General features: G+C 67.0%; 31 protein-coding genes. 1 reads left to right on the top strand and 30 read right to left on the bottom strand.

Features of this window, described 5'->3' with window-relative positions:
* Positions 1-22 precede the first annotated feature (22 nt).
* The 20 genes from INT51_RS22035 to rplN form a co-directional block, all read right to left on the bottom strand.
* Positions 23-2,095 (bottom strand): S-layer homology domain-containing protein, encoded by a 2,073-nt coding sequence (locus INT51_RS22035; RefSeq protein ID WP_226831809.1) that lies wholly within the window; start codon positions 2,093-2,095, stop codon positions 23-25.
* Between the two features lie 366 nt (positions 2,096-2,461).
* Positions 2,462-3,118 carry a 50S ribosomal protein L17 gene (rplQ, locus tag INT51_RS01290; protein WP_193103382.1) on the bottom strand — a complete coding sequence of 219 codons (657 nt, stop codon included), beginning with the start codon at positions 3,116-3,118 and terminating at the stop codon, positions 2,462-2,464.
* A 27-nt stretch (positions 3,119-3,145) separates the two neighbouring features.
* Entirely contained in the window at positions 3,146-4,141 is a 996-nt protein-coding gene (locus tag INT51_RS01295) for a DNA-directed RNA polymerase subunit alpha (RefSeq protein WP_193103383.1), read from the bottom strand.
* A gap of 161 nt (positions 4,142-4,302) precedes the next feature.
* A complete protein-coding gene (rpsK, locus tag INT51_RS01300; RefSeq protein ID WP_193103384.1) occupies positions 4,303-4,707 on the bottom strand; it encodes a 30S ribosomal protein S11 in 405 nt (134 codons plus the stop codon).
* 105 nt (positions 4,708-4,812) lie between these two features.
* Positions 4,813-5,187: a 30S ribosomal protein S13 gene (gene rpsM / locus INT51_RS01305; RefSeq protein ID WP_193103385.1), complete on the bottom strand. Its 375-nt coding sequence runs from the start codon at positions 5,185-5,187 to the stop codon at positions 4,813-4,815.
* 218 nt (positions 5,188-5,405) lie between these two features.
* Positions 5,406-5,519: a 50S ribosomal protein L36 gene (gene rpmJ, locus INT51_RS01310; RefSeq protein WP_015776353.1), complete on the bottom strand. Its 114-nt coding sequence runs from the start codon at positions 5,517-5,519 to the stop codon at positions 5,406-5,408.
* A gap of 22 nt (positions 5,520-5,541) precedes the next feature.
* Complete coding sequence (gene infA / locus INT51_RS01315; RefSeq protein ID WP_089064401.1) at positions 5,542-5,763, bottom strand: translation initiation factor IF-1; 222 nt, start codon at positions 5,761-5,763, stop codon at positions 5,542-5,544.
* Positions 5,764-6,130: 367 nt separating this feature from the next.
* Positions 6,131-6,973 carry a type I methionyl aminopeptidase gene (gene map, locus INT51_RS01320; protein ID WP_193103386.1) on the bottom strand — a complete coding sequence of 281 codons (843 nt, stop codon included), beginning with the start codon at positions 6,971-6,973 and terminating at the stop codon, positions 6,131-6,133.
* Positions 6,973-7,596, bottom strand: a complete 624-nt coding sequence (locus INT51_RS01325) for an adenylate kinase (protein WP_193103387.1) — start codon at positions 7,594-7,596, stop codon at positions 6,973-6,975. Before INT51_RS01325 ends, map begins: the two co-directional genes overlap by 1 nt.
* On the bottom strand, positions 7,593-8,897 hold the full coding sequence (gene secY / locus INT51_RS01330) for a preprotein translocase subunit SecY (protein ID WP_193103388.1): 1,305 nt from the start codon (positions 8,895-8,897) through the stop codon (positions 7,593-7,595). The genes INT51_RS01325 and secY overlap by 4 nt, the downstream gene beginning before the upstream one ends.
* Before the next feature lie 155 nt (positions 8,898-9,052).
* Positions 9,053-9,511: a 50S ribosomal protein L15 gene (rplO, locus tag INT51_RS01335; RefSeq protein WP_193103389.1), complete on the bottom strand. Its 459-nt coding sequence runs from the start codon at positions 9,509-9,511 to the stop codon at positions 9,053-9,055.
* A 5-nt stretch (positions 9,512-9,516) separates the two neighbouring features.
* A complete protein-coding gene (gene rpmD / locus INT51_RS01340; protein WP_193103390.1) occupies positions 9,517-9,696 on the bottom strand; it encodes a 50S ribosomal protein L30 in 180 nt (59 codons plus the stop codon).
* A complete protein-coding gene (gene rpsE, locus INT51_RS01345) occupies positions 9,696-10,382 on the bottom strand; it encodes a 30S ribosomal protein S5 (RefSeq protein WP_193103391.1) in 687 nt (228 codons plus the stop codon). The genes rpmD and rpsE overlap by 1 nt, the downstream gene beginning before the upstream one ends.
* A 37-nt stretch (positions 10,383-10,419) precedes the next feature.
* Positions 10,420-10,806, bottom strand: coding sequence for a 50S ribosomal protein L18 (gene rplR, locus INT51_RS01350; RefSeq protein ID WP_193103392.1), 387 nt, complete (start codon positions 10,804-10,806; stop codon positions 10,420-10,422).
* A 2-nt stretch (positions 10,807-10,808) separates the two neighbouring features.
* Positions 10,809-11,351 (bottom strand): 50S ribosomal protein L6, encoded by a 543-nt coding sequence (gene rplF, locus INT51_RS01355; RefSeq protein WP_193103393.1) that lies wholly within the window; start codon positions 11,349-11,351, stop codon positions 10,809-10,811.
* Between the two features lie 19 nt (positions 11,352-11,370).
* On the bottom strand, positions 11,371-11,769 hold the full coding sequence (rpsH, locus tag INT51_RS01360; protein ID WP_193103394.1) for a 30S ribosomal protein S8: 399 nt from the start codon (positions 11,767-11,769) through the stop codon (positions 11,371-11,373).
* Between the two features lie 71 nt (positions 11,770-11,840).
* The gene (locus tag INT51_RS01365) at positions 11,841-12,026 is read right to left on the bottom strand and encodes a type Z 30S ribosomal protein S14 (protein WP_193103395.1); all 186 of its coding nucleotides are present in this window, start codon (positions 12,024-12,026) and stop codon (positions 11,841-11,843) included.
* Position 12,027: 1 nt separating this feature from the next.
* Positions 12,028-12,603, bottom strand: a complete 576-nt coding sequence (gene rplE, locus INT51_RS01370) for a 50S ribosomal protein L5 (protein WP_193103396.1) — start codon at positions 12,601-12,603, stop codon at positions 12,028-12,030.
* Positions 12,603-12,989 carry a 50S ribosomal protein L24 gene (gene rplX, locus INT51_RS01375; protein ID WP_226831810.1) on the bottom strand — a complete coding sequence of 129 codons (387 nt, stop codon included), beginning with the start codon at positions 12,987-12,989 and terminating at the stop codon, positions 12,603-12,605. The genes rplE and rplX overlap by 1 nt, the downstream gene beginning before the upstream one ends.
* Before the next feature lies 1 nt (position 12,990).
* On the bottom strand, positions 12,991-13,359 hold the full coding sequence (gene rplN, locus INT51_RS01380; RefSeq protein WP_193103397.1) for a 50S ribosomal protein L14: 369 nt from the start codon (positions 13,357-13,359) through the stop codon (positions 12,991-12,993).
* Between the two features lie 501 nt (positions 13,360-13,860).
* Between rplN and INT51_RS01385 the strand changes: the two genes are divergently transcribed.
* The gene (locus INT51_RS01385) at positions 13,861-14,271 is read left to right on the top strand and encodes a hypothetical protein (protein ID WP_193103398.1); all 411 of its coding nucleotides are present in this window, start codon (positions 13,861-13,863) and stop codon (positions 14,269-14,271) included.
* Positions 14,272-14,403: 132 nt separating this feature from the next.
* Here the strand turns inward: INT51_RS01385 and rpsQ are convergent, their stop codons facing one another.
* From rpsQ to rplC, 10 genes are read right to left on the bottom strand one after another with little or no spacing between them, the layout of a single operon-like run.
* Entirely contained in the window at positions 14,404-14,730 is a 327-nt protein-coding gene (rpsQ, locus tag INT51_RS01390) for a 30S ribosomal protein S17 (protein ID WP_193103399.1), read from the bottom strand.
* Positions 14,731-14,750: 20 nt separating this feature from the next.
* The gene (gene rpmC / locus INT51_RS01395; protein WP_193103400.1) at positions 14,751-14,984 is read right to left on the bottom strand and encodes a 50S ribosomal protein L29; all 234 of its coding nucleotides are present in this window, start codon (positions 14,982-14,984) and stop codon (positions 14,751-14,753) included.
* Positions 14,984-15,403: a 50S ribosomal protein L16 gene (gene rplP / locus INT51_RS01400; protein WP_193103401.1), complete on the bottom strand. Its 420-nt coding sequence runs from the start codon at positions 15,401-15,403 to the stop codon at positions 14,984-14,986. The genes rpmC and rplP overlap by 1 nt, the downstream gene beginning before the upstream one ends.
* 5 nt (positions 15,404-15,408) lie before the next feature.
* Entirely contained in the window at positions 15,409-16,266 is an 858-nt protein-coding gene (rpsC, locus tag INT51_RS01405) for a 30S ribosomal protein S3 (RefSeq protein WP_193103402.1), read from the bottom strand.
* 10 nt (positions 16,267-16,276) lie between these two features.
* Positions 16,277-16,630 carry a 50S ribosomal protein L22 gene (rplV, locus tag INT51_RS01410; RefSeq protein ID WP_193103403.1) on the bottom strand — a complete coding sequence of 118 codons (354 nt, stop codon included), beginning with the start codon at positions 16,628-16,630 and terminating at the stop codon, positions 16,277-16,279.
* Positions 16,631-16,682: 52 nt separating this feature from the next.
* Positions 16,683-16,964 carry a 30S ribosomal protein S19 gene (rpsS, locus tag INT51_RS01415; protein ID WP_193103404.1) on the bottom strand — a complete coding sequence of 94 codons (282 nt, stop codon included), beginning with the start codon at positions 16,962-16,964 and terminating at the stop codon, positions 16,683-16,685.
* A gap of 18 nt (positions 16,965-16,982) precedes the next feature.
* Entirely contained in the window at positions 16,983-17,819 is an 837-nt protein-coding gene (gene rplB / locus INT51_RS01420; RefSeq protein WP_193103405.1) for a 50S ribosomal protein L2, read from the bottom strand.
* 46 nt (positions 17,820-17,865) lie between these two features.
* Positions 17,866-18,168, bottom strand: a complete 303-nt coding sequence (gene rplW, locus INT51_RS01425; protein WP_193103406.1) for a 50S ribosomal protein L23 — start codon at positions 18,166-18,168, stop codon at positions 17,866-17,868.
* On the bottom strand, positions 18,165-19,130 hold the full coding sequence (rplD, locus tag INT51_RS01430; protein ID WP_193103407.1) for a 50S ribosomal protein L4: 966 nt from the start codon (positions 19,128-19,130) through the stop codon (positions 18,165-18,167). Before rplD ends, rplW begins: the two co-directional genes overlap by 4 nt.
* 5 nt (positions 19,131-19,135) lie before the next feature.
* Complete coding sequence (gene rplC / locus INT51_RS01435; RefSeq protein ID WP_193103408.1) at positions 19,136-19,816, bottom strand: 50S ribosomal protein L3; 681 nt, start codon at positions 19,814-19,816, stop codon at positions 19,136-19,138.

A 19,816-nucleotide genomic window follows, 5' to 3' on the forward strand; every position in this document is an offset into this window, starting at 1 on the left:
GGCGGGCAGACCGTTCCTCGGCTCAGAGCCCGCGATGTTCCATCCAGCGGATCATGAATGCCGCCATCGCATCACGGGCGATCGGCTCGAGCGGACGGAAGGTTCCGTCCGGCCAGCCGGTCGAGATGCCCGTGGAGGCGAGCCAGGTGATCTCCCGCGCGAACTGGTGGTTCGACGGGACATCCGAGAACGAATTGGACGTTCCCGAGGATGGCTGCCCGGATGCACGGTACAGGAAAGCCGCGACCGCTCCGCGCTCGATGGACGCGGTGGGACGGAAGCTGCCGTCGTTCCAGCCGGTCGTGATCCCTTCGGCGTGCGCCCAGGTGATCTCCTTGTAGTACATGCGGCCAGGCGGCATGTCCGTGAACGGGGAGCGCTTCGGGGGTGTGAAAGCCGGAGACCCGAGCGCACGGTAGACGAAGGCGACCATCGCGTCACGCTGGATCGGGGCCAGTGGTCGGTAGGTGCCATCAGGCCAGCCGGTGGTGATGCCGCGGGCGGCGAGCTCCTCGATCTCCTCGCGGAACATCATCCCGGGCGGGACATCGCTGAACCGCGAGTCGTGGAACTGCACGCTGCTGCCGGTCTTGATCGCGGACCCGTTCTGGAACGACTGCACGGTCGTCGAGCCGCTGGTTCGCGCCGACCCCGTCGGCCGCCCCCAGGCGCTGCGCCACTGCAGCGCCATCGGCGACGCATAGCCGTACGCCTTCCCACTGCCCTCCTGCAGGATCAGCCCCTTGGTGAGGATCGTGGCGTCGTAGGAGCCGGTGCGGTGGTTGCTGCGCACGACGGTGCCGAGCTTCGCCGCCCCGCCTGCTCCCTGGAAGGCCCACAGGTGCTCCTTCCAGCCGTTGTCGATGTACCCCTGGGCCCGACCCCGGATGTCGTCGAACTGACGGAAGAGGCTCATGCCGGGGCATTCGGTGTAGTTGACGTCGCGGTGGCCCATCATCGTGGCCAAGGAGATCCGCTTCCCCGGGGTGAAGCGGGTGCCGGACCCCGGGGTCCATGACGCCGTGCTCCAGACGCTGGTCTGGAATGTGGTCAGCAGCTTCCAGGCGACCAGGCGCGCCACGGCGGTACGTGCGGCGTAGGGCGCGGCGACCGAGGAGTAGTTACCCATCACCGAGATCCCGAAGGACCCGGTGTTGAACCCATAGGCGTGGGCGCCGGTGATGTTGCGGTGCAGTCCGCCGCTGCGCCCCTCGAAGATCTGTCCGTACTTGTCCACCAGGATGTTGTACCCGACGTCCGCCCAGCCCAAGGTGCGCGTGTGGTAGCTGAGGATGCCACGCAGGATCTGTGCGGACTGGCTTCGGGTGTAGCTGTTCGAGCCGGCCGTGTGATGGATGATCACGGCCTTGACCGCATTGGTCCCGCTGGTCCCGCGGACCAGGCTCTCGTCGGCGCCCCACGCGGCTCGGGAGACGAAGCCCGGCATGCCCGGGCCGAGCCGCGGTGTTGCCGGATTGGTCGCCGCGGTCGCGGCCATCGTCCTCATCTGCTGACTCTGCGTGGTGGTGGCGTCCTCACCGCTCAGTTGATCCACCTGATCGTCGTTCGGGGCGGACGACGTGGTCACGATGTGCGCGACCATCTCGGTGCTGACGTCGCTCCCGTCGAGCTCGACCCGGATCTGCAGCGCCGAGACCACACCGACCCAGGCCACTTCGGTGCCCGGTGCGTCCTCGCCGGTCCCGGGGTCCTCCGCCGTCTCGAGCTCCAGCCAGGGCGTCCAGTTCCCGTCCGCGTCGACGCCGCGGGCATGGACCGTCGGGGCGTCGGTCTCGGCGGGCCAGGTCACGCCCACCATGGTCGCGGGCTGCTCCGGAAGATCCCGGACCTCGGCACCGTCGACCTCGAGCAGTGGAGACTCAGCCAGCGGCACATCGACCACTCGGGTCTCCCCGCCGGTCACGGAGGGATCGGCGACCGCAGGGGCTGCGCCGAGCACCGCACCGGCGGCGGAGGCGCCCACAGCGGTGGCGGTCAGCAGCGCTCGACGAGAGACGCCCGAGGAGGGCGTGCGCTCGAGGCCGGTATCAGTGGCGGGGGGAAGGTACCGCAGGGACATGACGAGGCTCCGCATCTCAGGAAGGTGGTCGAGGCGCACCGCGAGGTCGCCCGGGATCCGGCACTCGACCGCGTGCCGGGACCCACCGTGAATCCCGATGGTGACCTCCGCGGACACCGTAACCCAGCGAATACGAACACCTTCAAGGACAAGTGGTCACAATATGGCGACGGTCCCGGCGTCCTTCGCCGAAGGATGTCTCAGCTCGCCCCGTCCCCGTGCCCGCCCCGTCCCCGTCCCCGTGCCCAGTCCCTGTGACCAGTCCCCGGCGGTTTCCCTGGACGGGCGCTCCGGGGTCACCAACCTGGGAAGACGACGAGGGCGGGCCGTCGGGATCTCTCCCGGCGACCCGCCCTCGGCGTGGTGCGTCTGTGCTGCTGGTCAGGCGTCGTCGGCCTCGTCAGCGGCGGGCTTCGCGTTGACGAACCCGTTGGCCTCGGCGGCCTCCGCGGTGCGGAACCAGACCTCGGCAACGGTGCGGTCGTACCAGGGCGACTCGGGGGTGTGGAACTTCTTGGAGTCCTCGTTGCCCTTGATGTCGAAGCCCTCGGGCGGGGTATCGCCCTGGTAGGAGTCCTCCCCGTACGGGGCGGAGGTCTCCTCGGTCGTGGCGGAGTCAGCCGGAGCGGAGCTCTTGGCAGCGCCCTCGGCCTCCTTCACCACGGCCTGCTTCGCGGAGTACTCCTCCTGGACGATCTCGATGACCGCCATGGGGGCGTTGTCGCCCTTGCGGGGACCGATCTTGGTGATGCGGGTGTAGCCGCCGGGACGCTCGGTGAAGGTCGGTGCGATCTCCTCGAACAGCGAGTACACGACGCCGCGGTCGCGGATGGTGCGCATGACGCGACGACGCGAGGCGAGGTCACCCTTCTTGGCGAAGGTGACCAGACGCTCCGCGTACGGACGCAGGCGCTTGGCCTTGGTCTCCGTCGTGGTGATCGCCTTGTGGCGGAACAGCTCGGTGGCGAGGTTGGCGAGGATCATCCGCTCATGCGAGGGGGATCCGCCGAGGCGCGCGCCCTTGGTGGGTGCAGGCATGGTCGTTCTCCTAGGTAAGAATGAAAGTCAGTACTGGTCGCCGAAGTCGTCGGAGTAGGACTCCAGGGCCGACGGGTCGAACCCGGCCGGGGAATCCTTCAGCGACAGCCCGAGATCGACGAGCTTGGCCTTGACCTCGTCGATGGACTTCTGCCCGAAGTTGCGGATATCGAGCAGATCGGCCTCGGAACGGGCGGTCAGCTCACCGACGGTGTGCACACCCTCGCGCATGAGGCAGTTGTACGACCGCACCGTGAGGTTGAGGTCGTTGATCGGCAGAGCCAGATCGGCAGCCAGCGCCTGATCGGTCGGCGAGGGGCCGATCTCGATGCCCTCCGCCTCCTGGTTCAGCTCGTGGGCCAGACCGAACAGCTCGACCAGGGTCTTGCCGGCGGAAGCCACCGCGTCACGCGGGGAGATGGCCGGCTTCGACTCGACATCGACGATCAGCTTGTCGAAGTCGGTGCGCTGCTCGACACGGGTCGCCTCGACCTTGTAGGTCACCTTGAGCACGGGAGAGTAGATGGAATCGACCGGCACGCGCCCGATCTCTCCATCGACGCTCTTGTTCTGCGAGGCCGAGACGTAGCCGCGGCCGCGCTCGACGATCAGCTCGATCTCCAGACGGCCCTTCTCGTTGAGGGTCGCGATGTGGAGGTCCGGGTTGTGGATCTCCACACCGGCGGGCGGGGTGATCTCGCCGGCGGTCACGCGACCGGCTTCCTCACGACGCAGGTACATCACGACGGGCTCATCGTTCTCCGAGGAGACGACGAGGTTCTTGATGTTGAGGATGACCTCGGTGATGTCCTCCTTGAGACCGGGGACCGTGCTGAACTCGTGCAGCACGCCGTCGATGCGGATCGAGGTGACCGCAGCACCGGGGATGGAGGACAGCAGGGTGCGGCGCAGGGAGTTGCCGAGGGTGTAGCCGAAGCCAGGCTCGAGCGGCTCGATGACGAACCGGGAGCGGTTGTCCGACACGACCTCTTCGGTCAGCGTGGGGCGCTGTGCAATGAGCACTGTGGATCCTTTCAGCGAGCGTCCGCCATATGACGCTCAGAAGGGGGCGATGGGCCTAGAGGATGGGTGGTGTCCAGGAATGCCGGGCTCTGCGCGGAGCCCGCCCGGCACGTGGGTCGGCCATGAGCGGCGGGGCCGAAGCCCCGCCGTGGCCGACGAGGTCAGACGCGGCGGCGCTTGGCCGGGCGGGTGCCGTTGTGCGGCTGCGGGGTGACGTCCTGGATCGAACCGACCTCGAGACCGGTCGCGGTGAGCGAGCGGATCGCGGTCTCACGGCCCGAGCCCGGGCCCTTGACGAAGACGTCGACCTTCTTCATGCCGTGCTCCTGCGCCTGACGCCCTGCGGCCTCAGCGGCCATCTGCGCGGCGTACGGGGTCGACTTGCGCGAGCCCTTGAAGCCGACTCCACCGGCCGAGGCCCAGGAGATGACGGCACCGTTCGGGTCCGTGATGGACACGATCGTGTTGTTGAACGTGCTCTTGATGTGAGCCTGGCCGTTGACGATGTTCTTCTTGTCCTTGCGGCGCGGCTTACGCGCAGCGGCCTGACGGGTCTTGGTTGCCATACGGCGGAACTCCTCTGGTGGGTTTCGGGTGCGCCGGATCCCTCAGCGGCGCGAAGTGACTGCGGGTCCGAAGACGAATCGCGGTCCGACGGCGGGTGCCGTGGATCAGCGAGTCTTCTTCTTGCCGGCGACGGTGCGCTTGGGGCCCTTGCGGGTACGCGCGTTGGTCTTCGTGCGCTGACCGTGGACCGGAAGGCCGCGACGGTGGCGCAGGCCCTGGTAGCTCCCGATCTCGACCTTGCGACGGATGTCAGCTGCGACCTCACGACGCAGATCACCCTCGATGCGGTAGTGCTCCTCGAGGTGGTCGCGGAGCTTGACGAGCTCGTCGTCGCTCAGCTCGCGCACGCGCTTGTCGCCGGAGACGCCGGTCGCGGCCAGGGTCTCCAGGGCGCGGGTGCGTCCCACGCCGAAGATGTACGTCAGGGCGACTTCGAGGCGCTTTTCGCGCGGAAGGTCGACTCCCACCAGACGTGCCATGTGCAGATTCTCCTACTGTCTCGGAGGCCTGATCCAGCACCTCGTCCTCGGGACTGATCCCGGAACGCCGCAGCCTCCGCGCTGCGGGTGGCCGACCCGAGGGCCGGTGGTACCGATTCTTCTGTTGTGTGTCCGATGATCGGACGATGCCCCCTCGGGGGCTGCCGCCTTCTGGGGCGACTGTCACGGCTGGAGCCGGGACCGGCGGATTGCTCCGCTCAGCCCTGGCGCTGCTTGTGACGCGGGTTCGAGCAGATAACCATGACGCGCGCGTGGCGACGAATCACCTTGCAGTTGTCACAGATCGGCTTGACGCTCGGCTTGACCTTCATAGCTTTCCTTCTCCCGGGACGATCACTTGTAGCGGTAGACGATGCGGCCCCGGTCGAGGTCATAGGGGCTCAGCTCGACGACCACACGGTCCTCGGGAAGGATACGGATGTAGTGCTGGCGCATCTTTCCGGAGATGTGCGCGAGCACCTTGTGCCCGTTATCGAGCTCGACCCGGAAACGTGCATTCGCGAGCGCCTCCGTAACCCGACCCTCGACTTCGATCACGCCGTCCTTCTTCGCCATGCCTCCCCAATCTCTCGCCTCCGGCGGGCCGGCGGCTGAGTTCCGCATTCTCTGTCCTTGCACACCGACCGTCGGGTGACGATACGGTGGTCAACGAGGGTGGCGCCGCAGCGCGTCGTCGGCATGGCAGATCGATCCGGCCGAGCCGGACGACGCTTCTGCACGACGGGACTGCACGACAACATACGACGAAGACACCGCACGCGGAGCACACCCAGTCGTCGAGCTTACACGGCAGTTCCGGGTACGGCGAGGGATCAGGGTGATGACGCCCATCACGTCGGCTCGTCGGCCCCGTACGGCGACTGCGTGCATCGAAGCGCCATGCTCCCCGTGCCGGAAGGGTCCGGTCCGGGTCGCGCCGGGCTCAGGTCGCGGCGAGGGGATCCGGTGCCGCGTCGATCCCGCGCAGCGCGAGCTCTGCAGCGCCCCCGTCACCTTCGGTGAGCACCAGCAGTCCGTGGTCGGTCACGGCGACGGAGTGCTCCACATGGGCGGCCCGCCCGCCGGCGGTCGCTCGGACCGTCCAATCGTCGTCCTCGAGCACCCAGTGCCCGGGCCCCTGGATCAGCATCGGCTCGATCGCCAGGCACATGCCGGTGCGCACTTTCGGCCCGCGCGACCTGGTGCGGTAATTCATGACATCAGGCGCCTGGTGCATGGCGGTGCCGATGCCGTGGCCACCGAATCCTTCGAGGTGGGACAGGGACTCCCCTGCCGCCGCGGTGATGTGGTCCTCGATCGCCGCGCTCACCTCCCCCACCCGCTGGGCGGTGCCGAGCGCCGCGATACCTGCCCACAGGGCGTCCCGGGTGATGCGTACCAGGTCCTCGTCGGCCGTCGATCGCGGGGACCCCACGACATGGGTCCGGGCCGCATCGGAATGCCAGCCATCGATGATGAGACCCCCGTCGATCGAGACGAGGTCCCCTTCCTCGAGGCGCCGATCGCCGGGGATGCCGTGGACGACGACCTCGTTGACACTGATGCACAGCGTCGCGGGGAAGCCGTGGTACCCCAGGAAGTTCGGGGTGGCACCCTCGTCGCGGATCATCTCGTGGGCGAGCCGATCCAGTTCGCCCGTGGTGATGCCGGGCCGGACCGCCCCGGCGAGCATCTCGTGGACCTGGTGCAGCAGCAGTCCGCTGCGCCGCATCACCAGGATCTGCTCGGGCGTCTTCAGCTCCACCCGCTCCGGGAGGAAACTCATCACGCTGCGAGTGCCTCCTGGAGCGCAGCGGTGACCTCATCGATCGAGGCCATGCCGTCCACGCGCCGCACGAGGCCACGCTGGTCGTAGACGTCGATCAACGGGGCGGTCTGCTCGGCGTAGACGTCGAGTCGACGGCGGATGGTCTCCTCGGTGTCGTCGCTGCGGCCCAGTTCGGCGCCGCGGGCGACGAGACGGCCGATGACCTCCTCCGTCTCCACCTCCAGCAGCAGTACGAGATCCAGAGGAGTGCCGAGCTCGTCGAGCACGCCGTCGAGCGCGTCGACCTGATCGAGCGTGCGGGGGTACCCGTCCAGCAGGAACCCCTCTGTCGCATCGTCCTGCGCAAGGCGCGAACGCACCATGTCGTTGGTGACGGAGTCCGGCACGTACTCGCCCTTGTCCATGTAGGACTTCGCGAGCACACCGAGCTCGGTCTCCTGGGAGACATTGGCGCGGAAGATGTCACCGGTGGAGATCGCGGGAATCGCCAGGAACTCCGCGATGCGCGCGGCCTGGGTACCCTTGCCCGCTCCGGGCGGGCCGACGATCAGCAGTCGGCGGGCACCCTGATCGGCACCCCGCGCCGGAGCGGAATCGGTGGAGAGGTCGGGACTGGTCACCGAAGAATCCCTTCGTAGTGGTGCTGCTGGAGCTTCGCGTCGATCTGCTTGACGGTATCGAGTCCGACGCCGATGACGATCAGCAGGGACACGCCGCCCAGCGGGAAGTTCTGCGACGCACCCAGGTAGACGAGCGCGAACAGCGGGATCAGGGAGATCACCGCGAGGTAGACCGCGCCGGGGGTCTGGATCCGATTGATCACGTAGCGCAGATAGTTCTCGGTGGGCTTGCCGGCACGGACGTTGGGGACGAAACCGCCGTACTTCTTCATGTTGTCGGCGATCTCCTCCGCATTGAAGGTGATCGACACGTAGAAGAACGCGAAGAAGACGATCAGCCCCACGTAGACGGCGGCGTAGATCCACGAGAACGACATGCCCATGACCAGGTGGGTGTTGACCCACTGGACCCACCCGGACTCCGGGTCGCCGAAGGACGCGGCCATCTGCGGGAGCGCCAGGATCGACGACGCGAAGATGACCGGGATGACGCCGGCCTGGTTGACCTTGATCGGGATGTACGTCGAGGTGCCGCCGTACATACGACGGCCCACCATCCGCTTGGCGTACTGCACCGGAATGCGGCGCTGGGACTGCTCGACGAAGACGACGCCGATCATGACCACGAGGGCCACGAGGATGACCAATGAGAACGTCATCCAGCCCTGCAGCTCGAAGACCTGGCCCATGGCGCCCGGGAAGGACGCGGCGATCGAGGTGAAGATCATCAGCGACATGCCGTTGCCGATGCCGCGCTCCGTGATCATCTCGCCCATGAACATGATCAGCACGGTGCCGACGGTCATGGTCAGCACCATGAGCAGCAGCGTGGGGATGGATTGGTCGGGCACGAGATCGAGGCTGCACCCCACGAAGAACTGACCCGAGCGGACCAGGGTGATGATCGTGGTGGCCTGCAGCACGGCCAGACCGATGGTCAGGTAGCGCGTGTACTGCGTGAGCTTGGCAGTGCCCGAGGCCCCTTCCTTGTGGAGGGCCTCGAAGCGTGGAATCACGACGCGCAGCAGCTGCACGATGATCGAGGCGGTGATGTAGGGCATGACGCCCAATGAGAAGACAGAAAGCTGCAGCAGGGCGCCACCGGAGAACATGTTAATCATGCCCAACGCATTGGCGCCTTCGCCCGACATCGACTGATCGGAGCAGATCATCACGTTGGTGTAGTCGAACCCCGGGGTGGGGATGAAAACACCAAGACGATAGATCGCGATCAGGCCGAGGGTGAAGAAGATCTTCGCCCTCAGCTCGGGGGTGCGCAGCGCGCGCACGAACGAGTTCACCAGTTTCCCTCCTGGAGGTCCCGGGACAGGACCGTTGGACGTCCCGGTCCGTCCCGGTGCCGCAGATGATCTGCGGCTTTCGGACCGGCCCCGACATGACGACGGGGCACCACAGCACAGATTATTCTGCGCCGCGGTGCCCCGTCAAAAGAGACTCACGCGGTGGTGACGGACCCGCCAGCCGCCGCGATCTTCTGCTCCGCCGAGGCGGAGAACTTCTGCGCGGTGATGTCGAGCTTGACGCTCACATCGCCGGTCCCCAGCACCTTGACGGGCTGGTTCTTGCGCACGGCGCCCTGGGCGACGAGATCCTCGACCGTGACAGTGCCGCCCTCGGGGAACAGCTCCTGCAGGGTCGCCAGGTTCACGACCTGGAACTCGACGCGGAAGGGGTTGGTGAAGCCGCGCAGCTTGGGAAGCCGCATGTGGAGCGGGACCTGCCCACCCTCGAAACGTGCGGGCACCTGGTAACGGGCCTTCGTGCCCTTGGTGCCGCGACCGGCGGTCTTACCCTTGGAGGCCTCACCACGACCGACGCGGGTGCGTGCGGTCTTCGAACCCGGCGCGGGGCGCAGGTCGTGAAGCTTCAGAGGGTTCTGGTTGGAATCAGTCATGAGAGTCAGTCCACCTCTTCGAACGTCACCAGGTGCGTGACGGCGCGGATCATGCCGCGGATCTCAGGGCGGTCTTCCTTCACCACCGTGTCACCGATGCGCTTGAGGCCGAGGCCGCGCAGGGTGGCTCGCTGGCTCTGGTTGCCGCCGATTTCGGAACGGACCTGGGTCACCGTGATCTGCATCAGGCACCCACCTTCGAGGCCCGAGCCGCAGCGCGACCCTCGGCCTGGGCCCGCAGGAGCGCCGCCGGAGCGACGTCCTCGACCGCGAGACCACGGCGGGCAGCCACGGCCTCGGGCTCTTCGAGCATCTTGAGCGCTGCGACGGTGGCCCGCACGATGTTGATCGCGTTGGTCGAGCCGAGCGACTTGGAGAGCACATCGTGCACTCCGGCGCACTCCAGGACCGCACGGACCGGACCGCCGGCGATCACGCCGGTACCCGGGGCGGCGGGGCGAAGCAGGACGACGCCTGCCGCGTCCTCACCCTGGACCTGGTGCACGACGGTGCCCTGGATGCGCGGGACGCGGAAGAAGTTCTTCTTCGCTTCCTCGACACCCTTGGCGATCGCTGCCGGGACCTCCTTGGCCTTGCCGTAGCCGACGCCGACGGTTCCGTCGCCGTCGCCCACGACCACGAGAGCGGTGAAGGAGAAACGACGGCCGCCCTTGACGACCTTCGAGACGCGGTTGATGCTCACGACGCGCTCGAGGAACGCCGACTTCTCGGCTTCCTGTCCGCGGCCGCGGCCACCCTGGCGGCCACCGCTCTGGCGGCCTCCGCGATCGTTGTTGCTAGTGGTGTTGGTGGAGTTGTCGTCCCGCCGGCCGGAGGCCGCGGGACCGTTGTTCCGCTGCTGTGCAGCCATATTCAGATCCTCTTCTCGTCCTGTGTCCAGGCGGCGATCACAGCGCCAGGCCGGCTTCGCGAGCGCCGTCGGCGACGGCGGCCACACGGCCGTGGTACTTGTTGCCGCCGCGGTCGAACACGACGGAGTCGATCCCGGCAGCCTTGGCGCGCTCGGCGACAAGAGCACCGACGGTGCGGGCCTTGTCGGCCTTCGTGGCCTCGGTACCGCGCAGGTCGGCCTCCATGGTCGACGCCGACGCGACGGTCTTGCCCAGTGCGTCATCGACGACCTGGACGAAGACGTGGCGCGTCGAGCGGGTGACCACCAGGCGCGGACGCAGGGCGGTTCCGATGACACGACGACGGACACGCAGGTGACGACGGCCGCGCGCACGCAGCCTGCTGCCGCGGTAGCCCTTGGTGTGCTTGAGTGCGTAACCCATGATCACTTACCAGCCTTTCCGGCCTTGCGCACCACGGTCTCGTCCGCGTACCGCACGCCCTTGCCCTTATAGGGCTCCGGCTTGCGGATCTTGCGGATGTTCGCGGCGACCTCGCCCACCTGCTGCTTGTCGATGCCGGAGACCGAGAACTTCGCCGGGGTCTCGACGGTGAGGGTGATGCCCTGGGGCGCCTTCACCGTGACGGGGTGGGAGAAGCCGAGGGCGAACTCGAGGTCGGTGCCCTTCGCGGTCACACGGTAGCCCGTGCCCACGATCTCCAGCTTCTTGGTGTAGCCCTCGGTGACACCGAGGACCATGTTGTTGATGAGCGTGCGGGTCAGGCCGTGGAGGGCCCTGTTCTCGCGCTCCTCGTCGGGGCGGCTCACCACGATGCTGCCGTCCTCACCGCGCTCGACGGTGATAGGAGCAGGCACGTTGTGCTTGAGCTCGCCCTTGGGGCCGGTCACCGTGATGGTGCGGTCCTCGATGGTGACGTTCTGGACTGTGGCCGGTACTGCGACCGGCAGGCGTCCGATGCGGGACATATCGGTTCTCCTCTCCCGCTCACCAGATGTAGGCGAGGACTTCCCCACCTACACCCTTCTTGGAAGCCTGCTTGTCGGTCAGAAGGCCGGAAGACGTGGACAGGATCGCCACGCCCAGTCCGCCGAGGACCTTGGGCAGGTTCGTGGACTTTGCGTACACACGCAGGCCCGGCTTCGAGATACGGCGAATCCCGGAGATGGCACGGTCGCGGCTGTCGGAGTACTTGAGCTCGAGGACGAGCTTGCTGCCCACCTCGGCCTCGTCCTCGGTCCAGCCGAGGATGTAACCCTCTGCCTTCAGGATGTCCGCAATGCGGGCCTTCAACTTCGAATACGGCATGGACGCGGTCTCGTGGTACGCCCCTGAGGCGTTACGGATCCGCGTGAGCATGTCCGCGATCGGGTCGGTCATGGTCATGTCTGTTGCTTCTTCCTCACCTGGTTTCCCGCGGCCTCATTGCTGTGCCTCGGGACCTCTGGCGGTAGTCCTTACCAGCTGCTCTTGGTGACGCCGGGGAGCTCACCGCGGTGAGCCATCTCGCGAAGGCAGACTCGGCAGAGCCCGAACTTGCGGTACACGGAGTGCGGACGGCCGCAGCGCTGGCACCGGGTGTAGCCGCGTACTGCGAACTTCGGCTTGCGCTCCGACTTCTTGATCAGGGCTGTCTTCGCCATATCAGTTCTCCTTGAAGGGGAAGCCGAGCAGCTTGAGCAGCGCGCGTCCCTCGTCGTCGGTCTTCGCCGTGGTCACGACCGTGATGTCCATACCGCGGACGCGATCGATCTTGTCCTGGTCGATCTCATGGAACATAACCTGCTCCGTGAGACCGAAGGTGTAGTTGCCGTTGCCGTCGAAGTGCTTCGGGGACAGGCCGCGGAAGTCACGGATGCGCGGCAGCGCGGTGGACAGCAGGCGATCCAGGAACTCCCACATGCGGGCGTTGCGCAGTGTGACGTGCGCACCGATCGGCATGCCTTCACGCAGCTTGAACTGCGCGATGGACTTGCGAGCCTTGGTGACCTGGGGCTTCTGGCCGGTGATGGCAGCGAGGTCGCGGATGGCGCCGTCGATGACCTTGGAGTCGCGAGCGGCGTCGCCGACGCCCATGTTCACGACGATCTTGGTCAGACCGGGCACCAGCATGACGTTCTGGTAACCGAACTGCTCGGTCAGCTGCGGCGCGATGGTGTCGTTGTACTTGCTCTTCAGACGCGGGACCGGGGTGGTGTCCACTGTGCTGGTCTCTGACATCAGATGTCCTTCCCGGAGCGCTTGGCGAAGCGGACGCGCACCTGCTTGGAACGGCCGTTCTCGAGCTCAACGGTCTCGACGCGGTAACCGACCTTGGTCGGCTTGTTGTCCTCCGGGTCGACCAGGGCCACGTTGGACACGTGGAGAGCGGCTTCACGCTGCTCGATGCCGCCCGCGCCTCCGGCCTGGTTCGGCTTGAGGTGGTGGGTGCGGCGGTTGATGCCCTCGACGAGGACACGCCCGGTGTCGGGGAACACCTGCAGCACTCGACCCTGCTTGCCCTTGTCGCCGGCCTCGAGCCCGCGCGCGGCGAGCTTGTCGCCGTCGCTGGATCGACCGGTGATGACCTGGACGAGATCGCCCTTCTTGATCTTCATCTTTGCCATATCACAGCACCTCCGGTGCCAGCGAGATGATCTTCATGAAGCGCTTGTCGCGCAGCTCGCGACCGACGGGGCCGAAGATGCGCGTACCGCGCGGCTCGCCGTCGGCCTTGAGGATCACCGCTGCGTTCTCGTCGAAGCGGATGTAGGAACCGTCGGGACGCCGACGCTCCTTGGACGTGCGGACGACGACAGCCTTGATGACGTCGCCCTTCTTGACGTTGCCACCGGGGATGGCATCCTTGACGGTCGCCACGATGGTGTCCCCGATGCTGGCGTAACGGCGACCGGAGCCACCGAGAACACGGATGCAGAGAATCTCCTTGGCACCCGTATTGTCGGCGATCTTCAGTCGCGACTCCTGCTGAATCACTCGTTCTCCTATCGTCTCACCGGTTCTCTTCCCGCTCGCGGGAGCGAGCCGGCCGAGCCTTGCGGAACGGAATCTGGACCATGCCCGGTATCGCCACTGGTCACAGTTGCGACCCATGGCATCACCGTCAACGGATCCCGGGCACCAAAAAACCCTCAGCCGGACTCAAGCACTAGCGGGGAGAACGCAGAGCGTTCGCTTCTCGTGCAAGGTCTCCGACGAGGATGGATCTGGCGGTACCGGATCCCGTCGCGGACTCCAGCTCCCGCGTGCCACAGGGGCACTCGGAGACAGTCGTCCGGCAACCGCTCAAGACTACGCGGCACGAGCGAACCTGTCACCCCGTCGGGGACGGTCGATCGGTGTGTGCTTGCTCTCGCGGCCGGATTCGCGACCGGCGCACCCTTCGCACCCCCCGGTTGGTCCCCTCGGCCCGTGCGAGGCCCGCCGGGGACGGGCGAACTCCCCTCGGGCGCAGCCGGGTGCCCCTAGACTCGCCGGATGATCGACATCGACATCGCACGTCGGCTCCAGCACGCGGGACTCCCCTGGGAGCCGGGCGACGGGGACTTCTTCACGATCGACACGGACCTGCTGCGCGAGGACGCGTTCATGCTCTCGACCATGGTGGTCGAACCCGGGTTCGGCGCCGCCGGGGAGAGGGTCTTCCGCTTCAACGGGACGACCGAGTGGGCGCTCGACTCGGTCGAGCAGCACCAGGCCATCTGGATCCCCCGGGAGGAGCAGCTGCGCGCCGCTCTCGGCGATGCCTTCCGCTCCCTGCGCCAGGAGGTGGACGGTGCGTACGTCGTCACCGTGGGCCGGCCGCGAGAGGACGAACTCCGGGAGACACGGGCCCCGCGGGCGGAGGACGCGTACGCCGGGGCGCTGCTCATCCACCTCACCAGCTGAACCGACCGGAGCAATCGGACCCGGGCTGCCACCGCACCGGGACCGCTGCGGGGACAGCAGAAGGGCCGACCCTCCCCCACGGGGAAGGCCGGCCCTTCTGACGATCCTGATGCGGTCACGAGGACCGCGGGATCACTTGGCGCGCTCGACGACCTCGACCAGACGCCACCGCTTGGTGGCGGAGGTCGGACGGGTCTCCATGAGGAGCACACGGTCGCCGGTACCGGCGGTGTTCTCCTCGTCGTGAGCCTTGAACTTGCTGGTCTTGGTCGTGACCTTGCCGTATCGGGCGTGCTTCACGCGCTCCTCGACCTCGACGACGATGGTCTTGTCCATCTTGTCGGAGACCACGAAACCGCGAACGGTCTTGCGGTAGGGGCGCTCGTGGGAGGACGCATGCGCGCCCTCCGTGACGGGCACGTCGGCGGCCGGGGCCTCGACCTTGCTGTTCTCAGTCATCTCTGTTCCTCGCTTCGCGGTCACTCGGCGCCGCCGGGCGCCTGACGGATGCCCAGTTCGCGCTCGCGCAGGATCGTGTAGATCCGTGCGATGTCCTTCTTGACGGACCGCAGGCGGCCGGAGCTCTCGAGCTGACCGGTAGCGGACTGGAAACGAAGCTTGAACAGCTCGTCCTTGGCCTTTGCCAGCTCCTCGGCAAGCTTGACGTCGTCCAGCTTGTCGATCTCATCGGCGGTGAGCTTGGTCGCTGCCATCAGATGTCACCACCCTCTCGGCTCAGAATGCGGCACTTCATGGGGAGCTTGTGCATCGCCAGGCGCAGGGCCTCGCGAGCAACCTCCTCGTCGACGCCGGCGATCTCGAACATGACTCGTCCCGGCTTGATATTGGCGATCCACCACTCGACCGAACCCTTACCGGAGCCCATGCGGACCTCGGCAGGCTTCTTGGTGAGAGGACGATCGGGGTAGATGTTGATGAACACCTTGCCGCCACGCTTCATGTAGCGGGTCATGGCGATACGAGAGGCCTCGATCTGACGGTTGGTGACGTAGGCAGGCGAGAGCGCCTGGATGCCATAGTCACCGAACGCGAGCTCGGTGCCGCCCTTGGCCATGCCGCTGCGGGTCGGGTGGTGCTGCTTGCGGTGCTTGGTCCTGCGGGGGATCAGCATGTCGCTCAGGCCTCCGTTCCGGACTGCTGTGCGGGAGCGGACGCCGGCTGCTCGGCGGGAGCGGCGGCCGGAGCGGCAGCCTGTGCTGCGCCCTCCGTGCTGCCGTCCCGACGTGCGGTGGCGTTGCGCTCGTTACGACGGCCACGCGGGCGCTCGGCACGCGGGGCGCCACGTCCGCCGGAGCGGGGACCCTGCGAGGCGGCCTGCTGAGCCGCGAGCTCCTTGGCGGTGACGTCGCCCTTGTAGATCCACACCTTCACGCCGATACGGCCGAAGGCGGTCTTGGCCTCGTAGAAGCCATAGTCGATGTTCGCGCGGAGCGTGTGCAGCGGCACGCGCCCTTCACGGTAGAACTCGTTACGGCTCATCTCGGCGCCGCCGAGGCGGCCGGAGACGGCCACTCGGATGCCCTTCGCACCGGCGCGCTGCGCGGACTGCATGCCCTTGCGCATCGCACGGCGGAAGGAGACGCGGGCGGCGAGCTGCTCGGCGATGCCCTGCGCGACCAGCTGGGAATCGGCCTCGGGGTTCTTCACCTCGAGGATGTTCAGCTGGATCTGCTTGCCGGTGAGCTTCTCGAGCTCACCACGCAGACGCTCGGCCTCAGCACCACGACGCCCGATGACGATGCCCGGGCGGGCGGTGTGGAGGTCGACGCGCACACGGTCACGGGTGCGCTCGATCTCGACCTTCGAGATACCGGCTCGCTCCATGCCCTTGGACATGAGCTTGCGGATCGCGACGTCTTCCTTCACGTAGTCGCGGTAGCGCTGACCCTCCTTGGAGGAATCGGCGAACCACCGACTGTTGTGCTCCGTGGTGATCCCGAGACGGAACCCGTTCGGATTGACCTTCTGGCCCATTCGGGACTCCTTACTTGTTCACGGGAGCGACCACCACGGTGACGTGGCTCGATCGCTTCTTGATCTGGAAGGCTCGACCCTGAGCTCGCGGCTGGAACCGCTTCATGGTCGGACCTTCATCGACGAATGCGGCGGAGACGACGAGTTCGCGCTCATCGAAGCGCTCACCTGCCTGATCTGCCTTCACCCGCGCGTTGGCGATCGCGGACTCGACGAGCTTGCGGACGGGTCCGCTGGCGGCCTGCGGGGCGAACCGCAGGATATCCAGGGACTCGGCCGTGCTCTTGCCACGAATCAGGTCCACAACGCGGCGAGCCTTCATGGGCGACATGCGGAGATGCCGCACCTGCGCCTTGGCTTCCATTGCTGTCCTGCTTTCTTCTGGGTGTCGGGACGTGCTGCCGTACTGACCGAGGTCAGCGACGGCGGCCCTTTCTGTCGTCCTTCTCGTGGCCCTTGAAAGTCCGCGTGGGAGCGAACTCGCCGAGCTTGTGGCCGACCATCGACTCGGTGACGAACACCGTGACGTGCTTACGACCGTCGTGCACTGCGAAGGTGTGGCTGAGGAAGTCCGGCGTGATGACCGAACGACGTGACCAGGTCTTGATGAGGTTCTTGGTGCCCTTCTCGTTCTGGACATCCACCTTCTTCTGAAGGTGGTCGTCCACGAAGGGGCCCTTGGCGATACTGCGAGGCATAGTCTCTGATTCTCCCTATCAGCGCTTCTTGCCGGTCCGGCGGCGGCGCACGATGAGCTTGTCGCTCTCCTTGCCCGGACGCCGGGTACGGCCCTCGGGCTGACCCCAGGGCGACACCGGATGACGACCACCGGAGGTACGGCCTTCGCCGCCACCATGGGGGTGATCGACGGGGTTCATGACGACGCCACGCACGTGAGGGCGCTTGCCCTTCCAGCGCATGCGGCCGGCCTTGCCCCAGTTGATGTTGGACTGCTCCGCGTTGCCGACCTCACCGATGGTGGCGCGGCAGCGGGCATCGACGTTGCGGATCTCCCCGGACGGCATGCGCAGCTGCGCATGGGGCCCGTCCTTGGCGACCAGCTGCACAGAGGCGCCGGCGCTGCGGGCGATCTTGGCGCCGCCACCGGGACGCAGCTCGATGGCGTGCACCACGGTGCCCAGCGGGATGTTGCGCAACGGCATGTTGTTGCCGGGCTTGATGTCAGACCCGGCACCGTTCTCGATCCAGTCACCCTGACGCAGCTTGGCCGGGGCGAGGATGTACCGCTTCTCGCCGTCGGTGTAGTGCAGCAGCGCGATGCGTGCGGTGCGGTTGGGGTCGTACTCGATGTGCGCGACCTTGGCGCCCACCCCGTCCTTGTCGTGACGACGGAAGTCGATCACGCGGTAGGCCCGCTTGTGGCCACCGCCCCGGTGACGGGAGGTGATACGACCGTTGTTGTTGCGGCCGCCGGACTTGGACAGCGGGCGGACCAGCGACTTCTCCGGCGTGGACCGGGTGACCTCGACGAAGTCGGCGCCACTCGAGAAACGACGACCGGGCGTGGTCGGCTTGCTCTTACGAATTGCCATGTGGGTTTCCCTCAGACTCTCTTCGGCTCCTCGGATATCGGCCGCCTCAGGCGACCGACCCTCCGAAGATGTCGATGGCTCCGTCAGTCAGGGTGACGATGGCGCGCTTGGTGTCCTTGCGCTTGCCGGTCCCGAAGCGCGTACGGCGCGACTTGCCCTGACGGTTGATCGTGTTCACCGAGGAGACCTTGACGTCGAAGATGGATTCGACGGCGATCTTGATCTCGGTCTTGTTGGCGCCGGCATCCACCAGGAAGGTGTACTTGCCGTTGTCCATCAGCCCGTAGCTCTTCTCGGAGACGACCGGGGCCAGCAGGACATCGCGGGGATCCTTGTTCAGCACGGTCACTTCGACTCCTCCTCTGCGGCCTCATCGGCCGGGGTGGACTCCTTGACCGCGTTCACGTATCCGGCGGCCTTGGCGGCCTCCTCGGACGCGAACCAGACCTCGGCCTTGGTGCGTCCGTACCACGGGGAGTCCTCGGTGTGGAACTTCATCGAGCCCTTGTTGCCCTTGATGGTGAAGCCCTCGGGAGCGGAGCCGTCGGCCAGAGGGGCCGCCGAGCCTGCACCGTGGGGGCTCTCCTCGATGTCGGAGGCCGGGGCCTCCTGCACTGCGGCGGCCGGAGCGGCAGCAGCAGTCTTCGCCGCGGCGAAGGACGAGGTGGGAAGGGTCAGGGTGGCCTGAGCCACGAAGTCCTCGAGCGCAGCGGCGGTGAAGACGACGTCATCGGACAGCATGACGTCGTAGGTGTTCACCTGGTCTGCGTACAGGACATGCGCGGTCGGCAGGTTGCGCGAGCTCAGTGCGCCCAGATCATCGTCACGACGCACGATGACCAGCACATGCCGGCGATCGGAGACGTGGGACAGGGTCTGGCGGACCGCCTTGGTGGACGCGACCTCTCCGGTCAGGAGGGCCGAGAGCACGTGGATGCGGCCGTTGCGGGCCCGGTCCGAGAGGGCACCGCGCAGGGCGGAGGCCTTCATCTTCTTCGGGGTGCGCTGGCTGTAGTCACGCGGGACGGGACCATGGACGACGCCACCGCCGGCGAACTGCGGGGCGCGCAGGGAGCCCTGACGGGCACGACCGGTGCCCTTCTGCTTCCAGGGCTTCTTGCCGCCGCCACGCACTTCGGCGCGGGTCTTGGTCTTGTGGGTGCCCTGACGAGCGGCCGCCTGCTGGGCGACGACCACCTGATGGATCAGAGGCACGTTGGTCTGCACGTCGAAGATCGACGCAGGCAGCTCGACGGAGCCGGACTTCTTACCGGCCGGATCGAGCACGTCGACAGTCAGATTCGCTGCCATCGGGCTCAGGCCTCCTTCGCGGGGGTCTTGACGGCCGAGCGGACGAGCACGAGGCCGCCCTTGGGGCCGGGAACGGCGCCCTTGACGAGCACCAGGCCCTTCTCGGCGTCGACCGCGTGAACGGTCAGGTTCTGGACACTGGTGCGGTCGCTGCCCATACGGCCAGCCATGCGCTGACCCTTGAAGACGCGACCGGGGGTGGAGGCACCACCGATGGAGCCGGGCTTGCGGTGGTTGCGGTGCGCACCATGGGAGGCGCTGGCACCGGCGAACCCGTGGCGCTTCATGACGCCCGCGGTGCCCTTGCCCTTGGAGGTGCCGACGATGTCGACCTTCTGGCCGGACTCGAAGACCGACGCGTCGATCTCCTGGCCCAGGGAGTAGTCAGCGGCGTCGACGGTGCGCAGCTCGACGAGGTGACGGCGCGGGGTCACGCCGGCCTTCTCGAAGTGGCCCTTGAGCGGAGCCGACACCTTGCGGGGGTCGATCTGCCCATAGGCGATCTGCACGGCGTCGTAGCCGTCGGTCTCGATGGACCGGATCTGGGTGACGACGTTCGCACCGGTCTGCACGACGGTCACGGGGACGAGCTTGCCGTTCTCGTCCCAGACCTGGGTCATGCCGAGCTTGGTGCCGAGCACGCCGGACACCGGACGGGCCTTCTGGCCGGTCAGTTCGTTGCTCAT

It is taken from the genome of Brachybacterium sp. FME24 (assembly GCF_014897705.1).
Taxonomy (GTDB): Bacteria; Actinomycetota; Actinomycetes; order Actinomycetales; family Dermabacteraceae; genus Brachybacterium.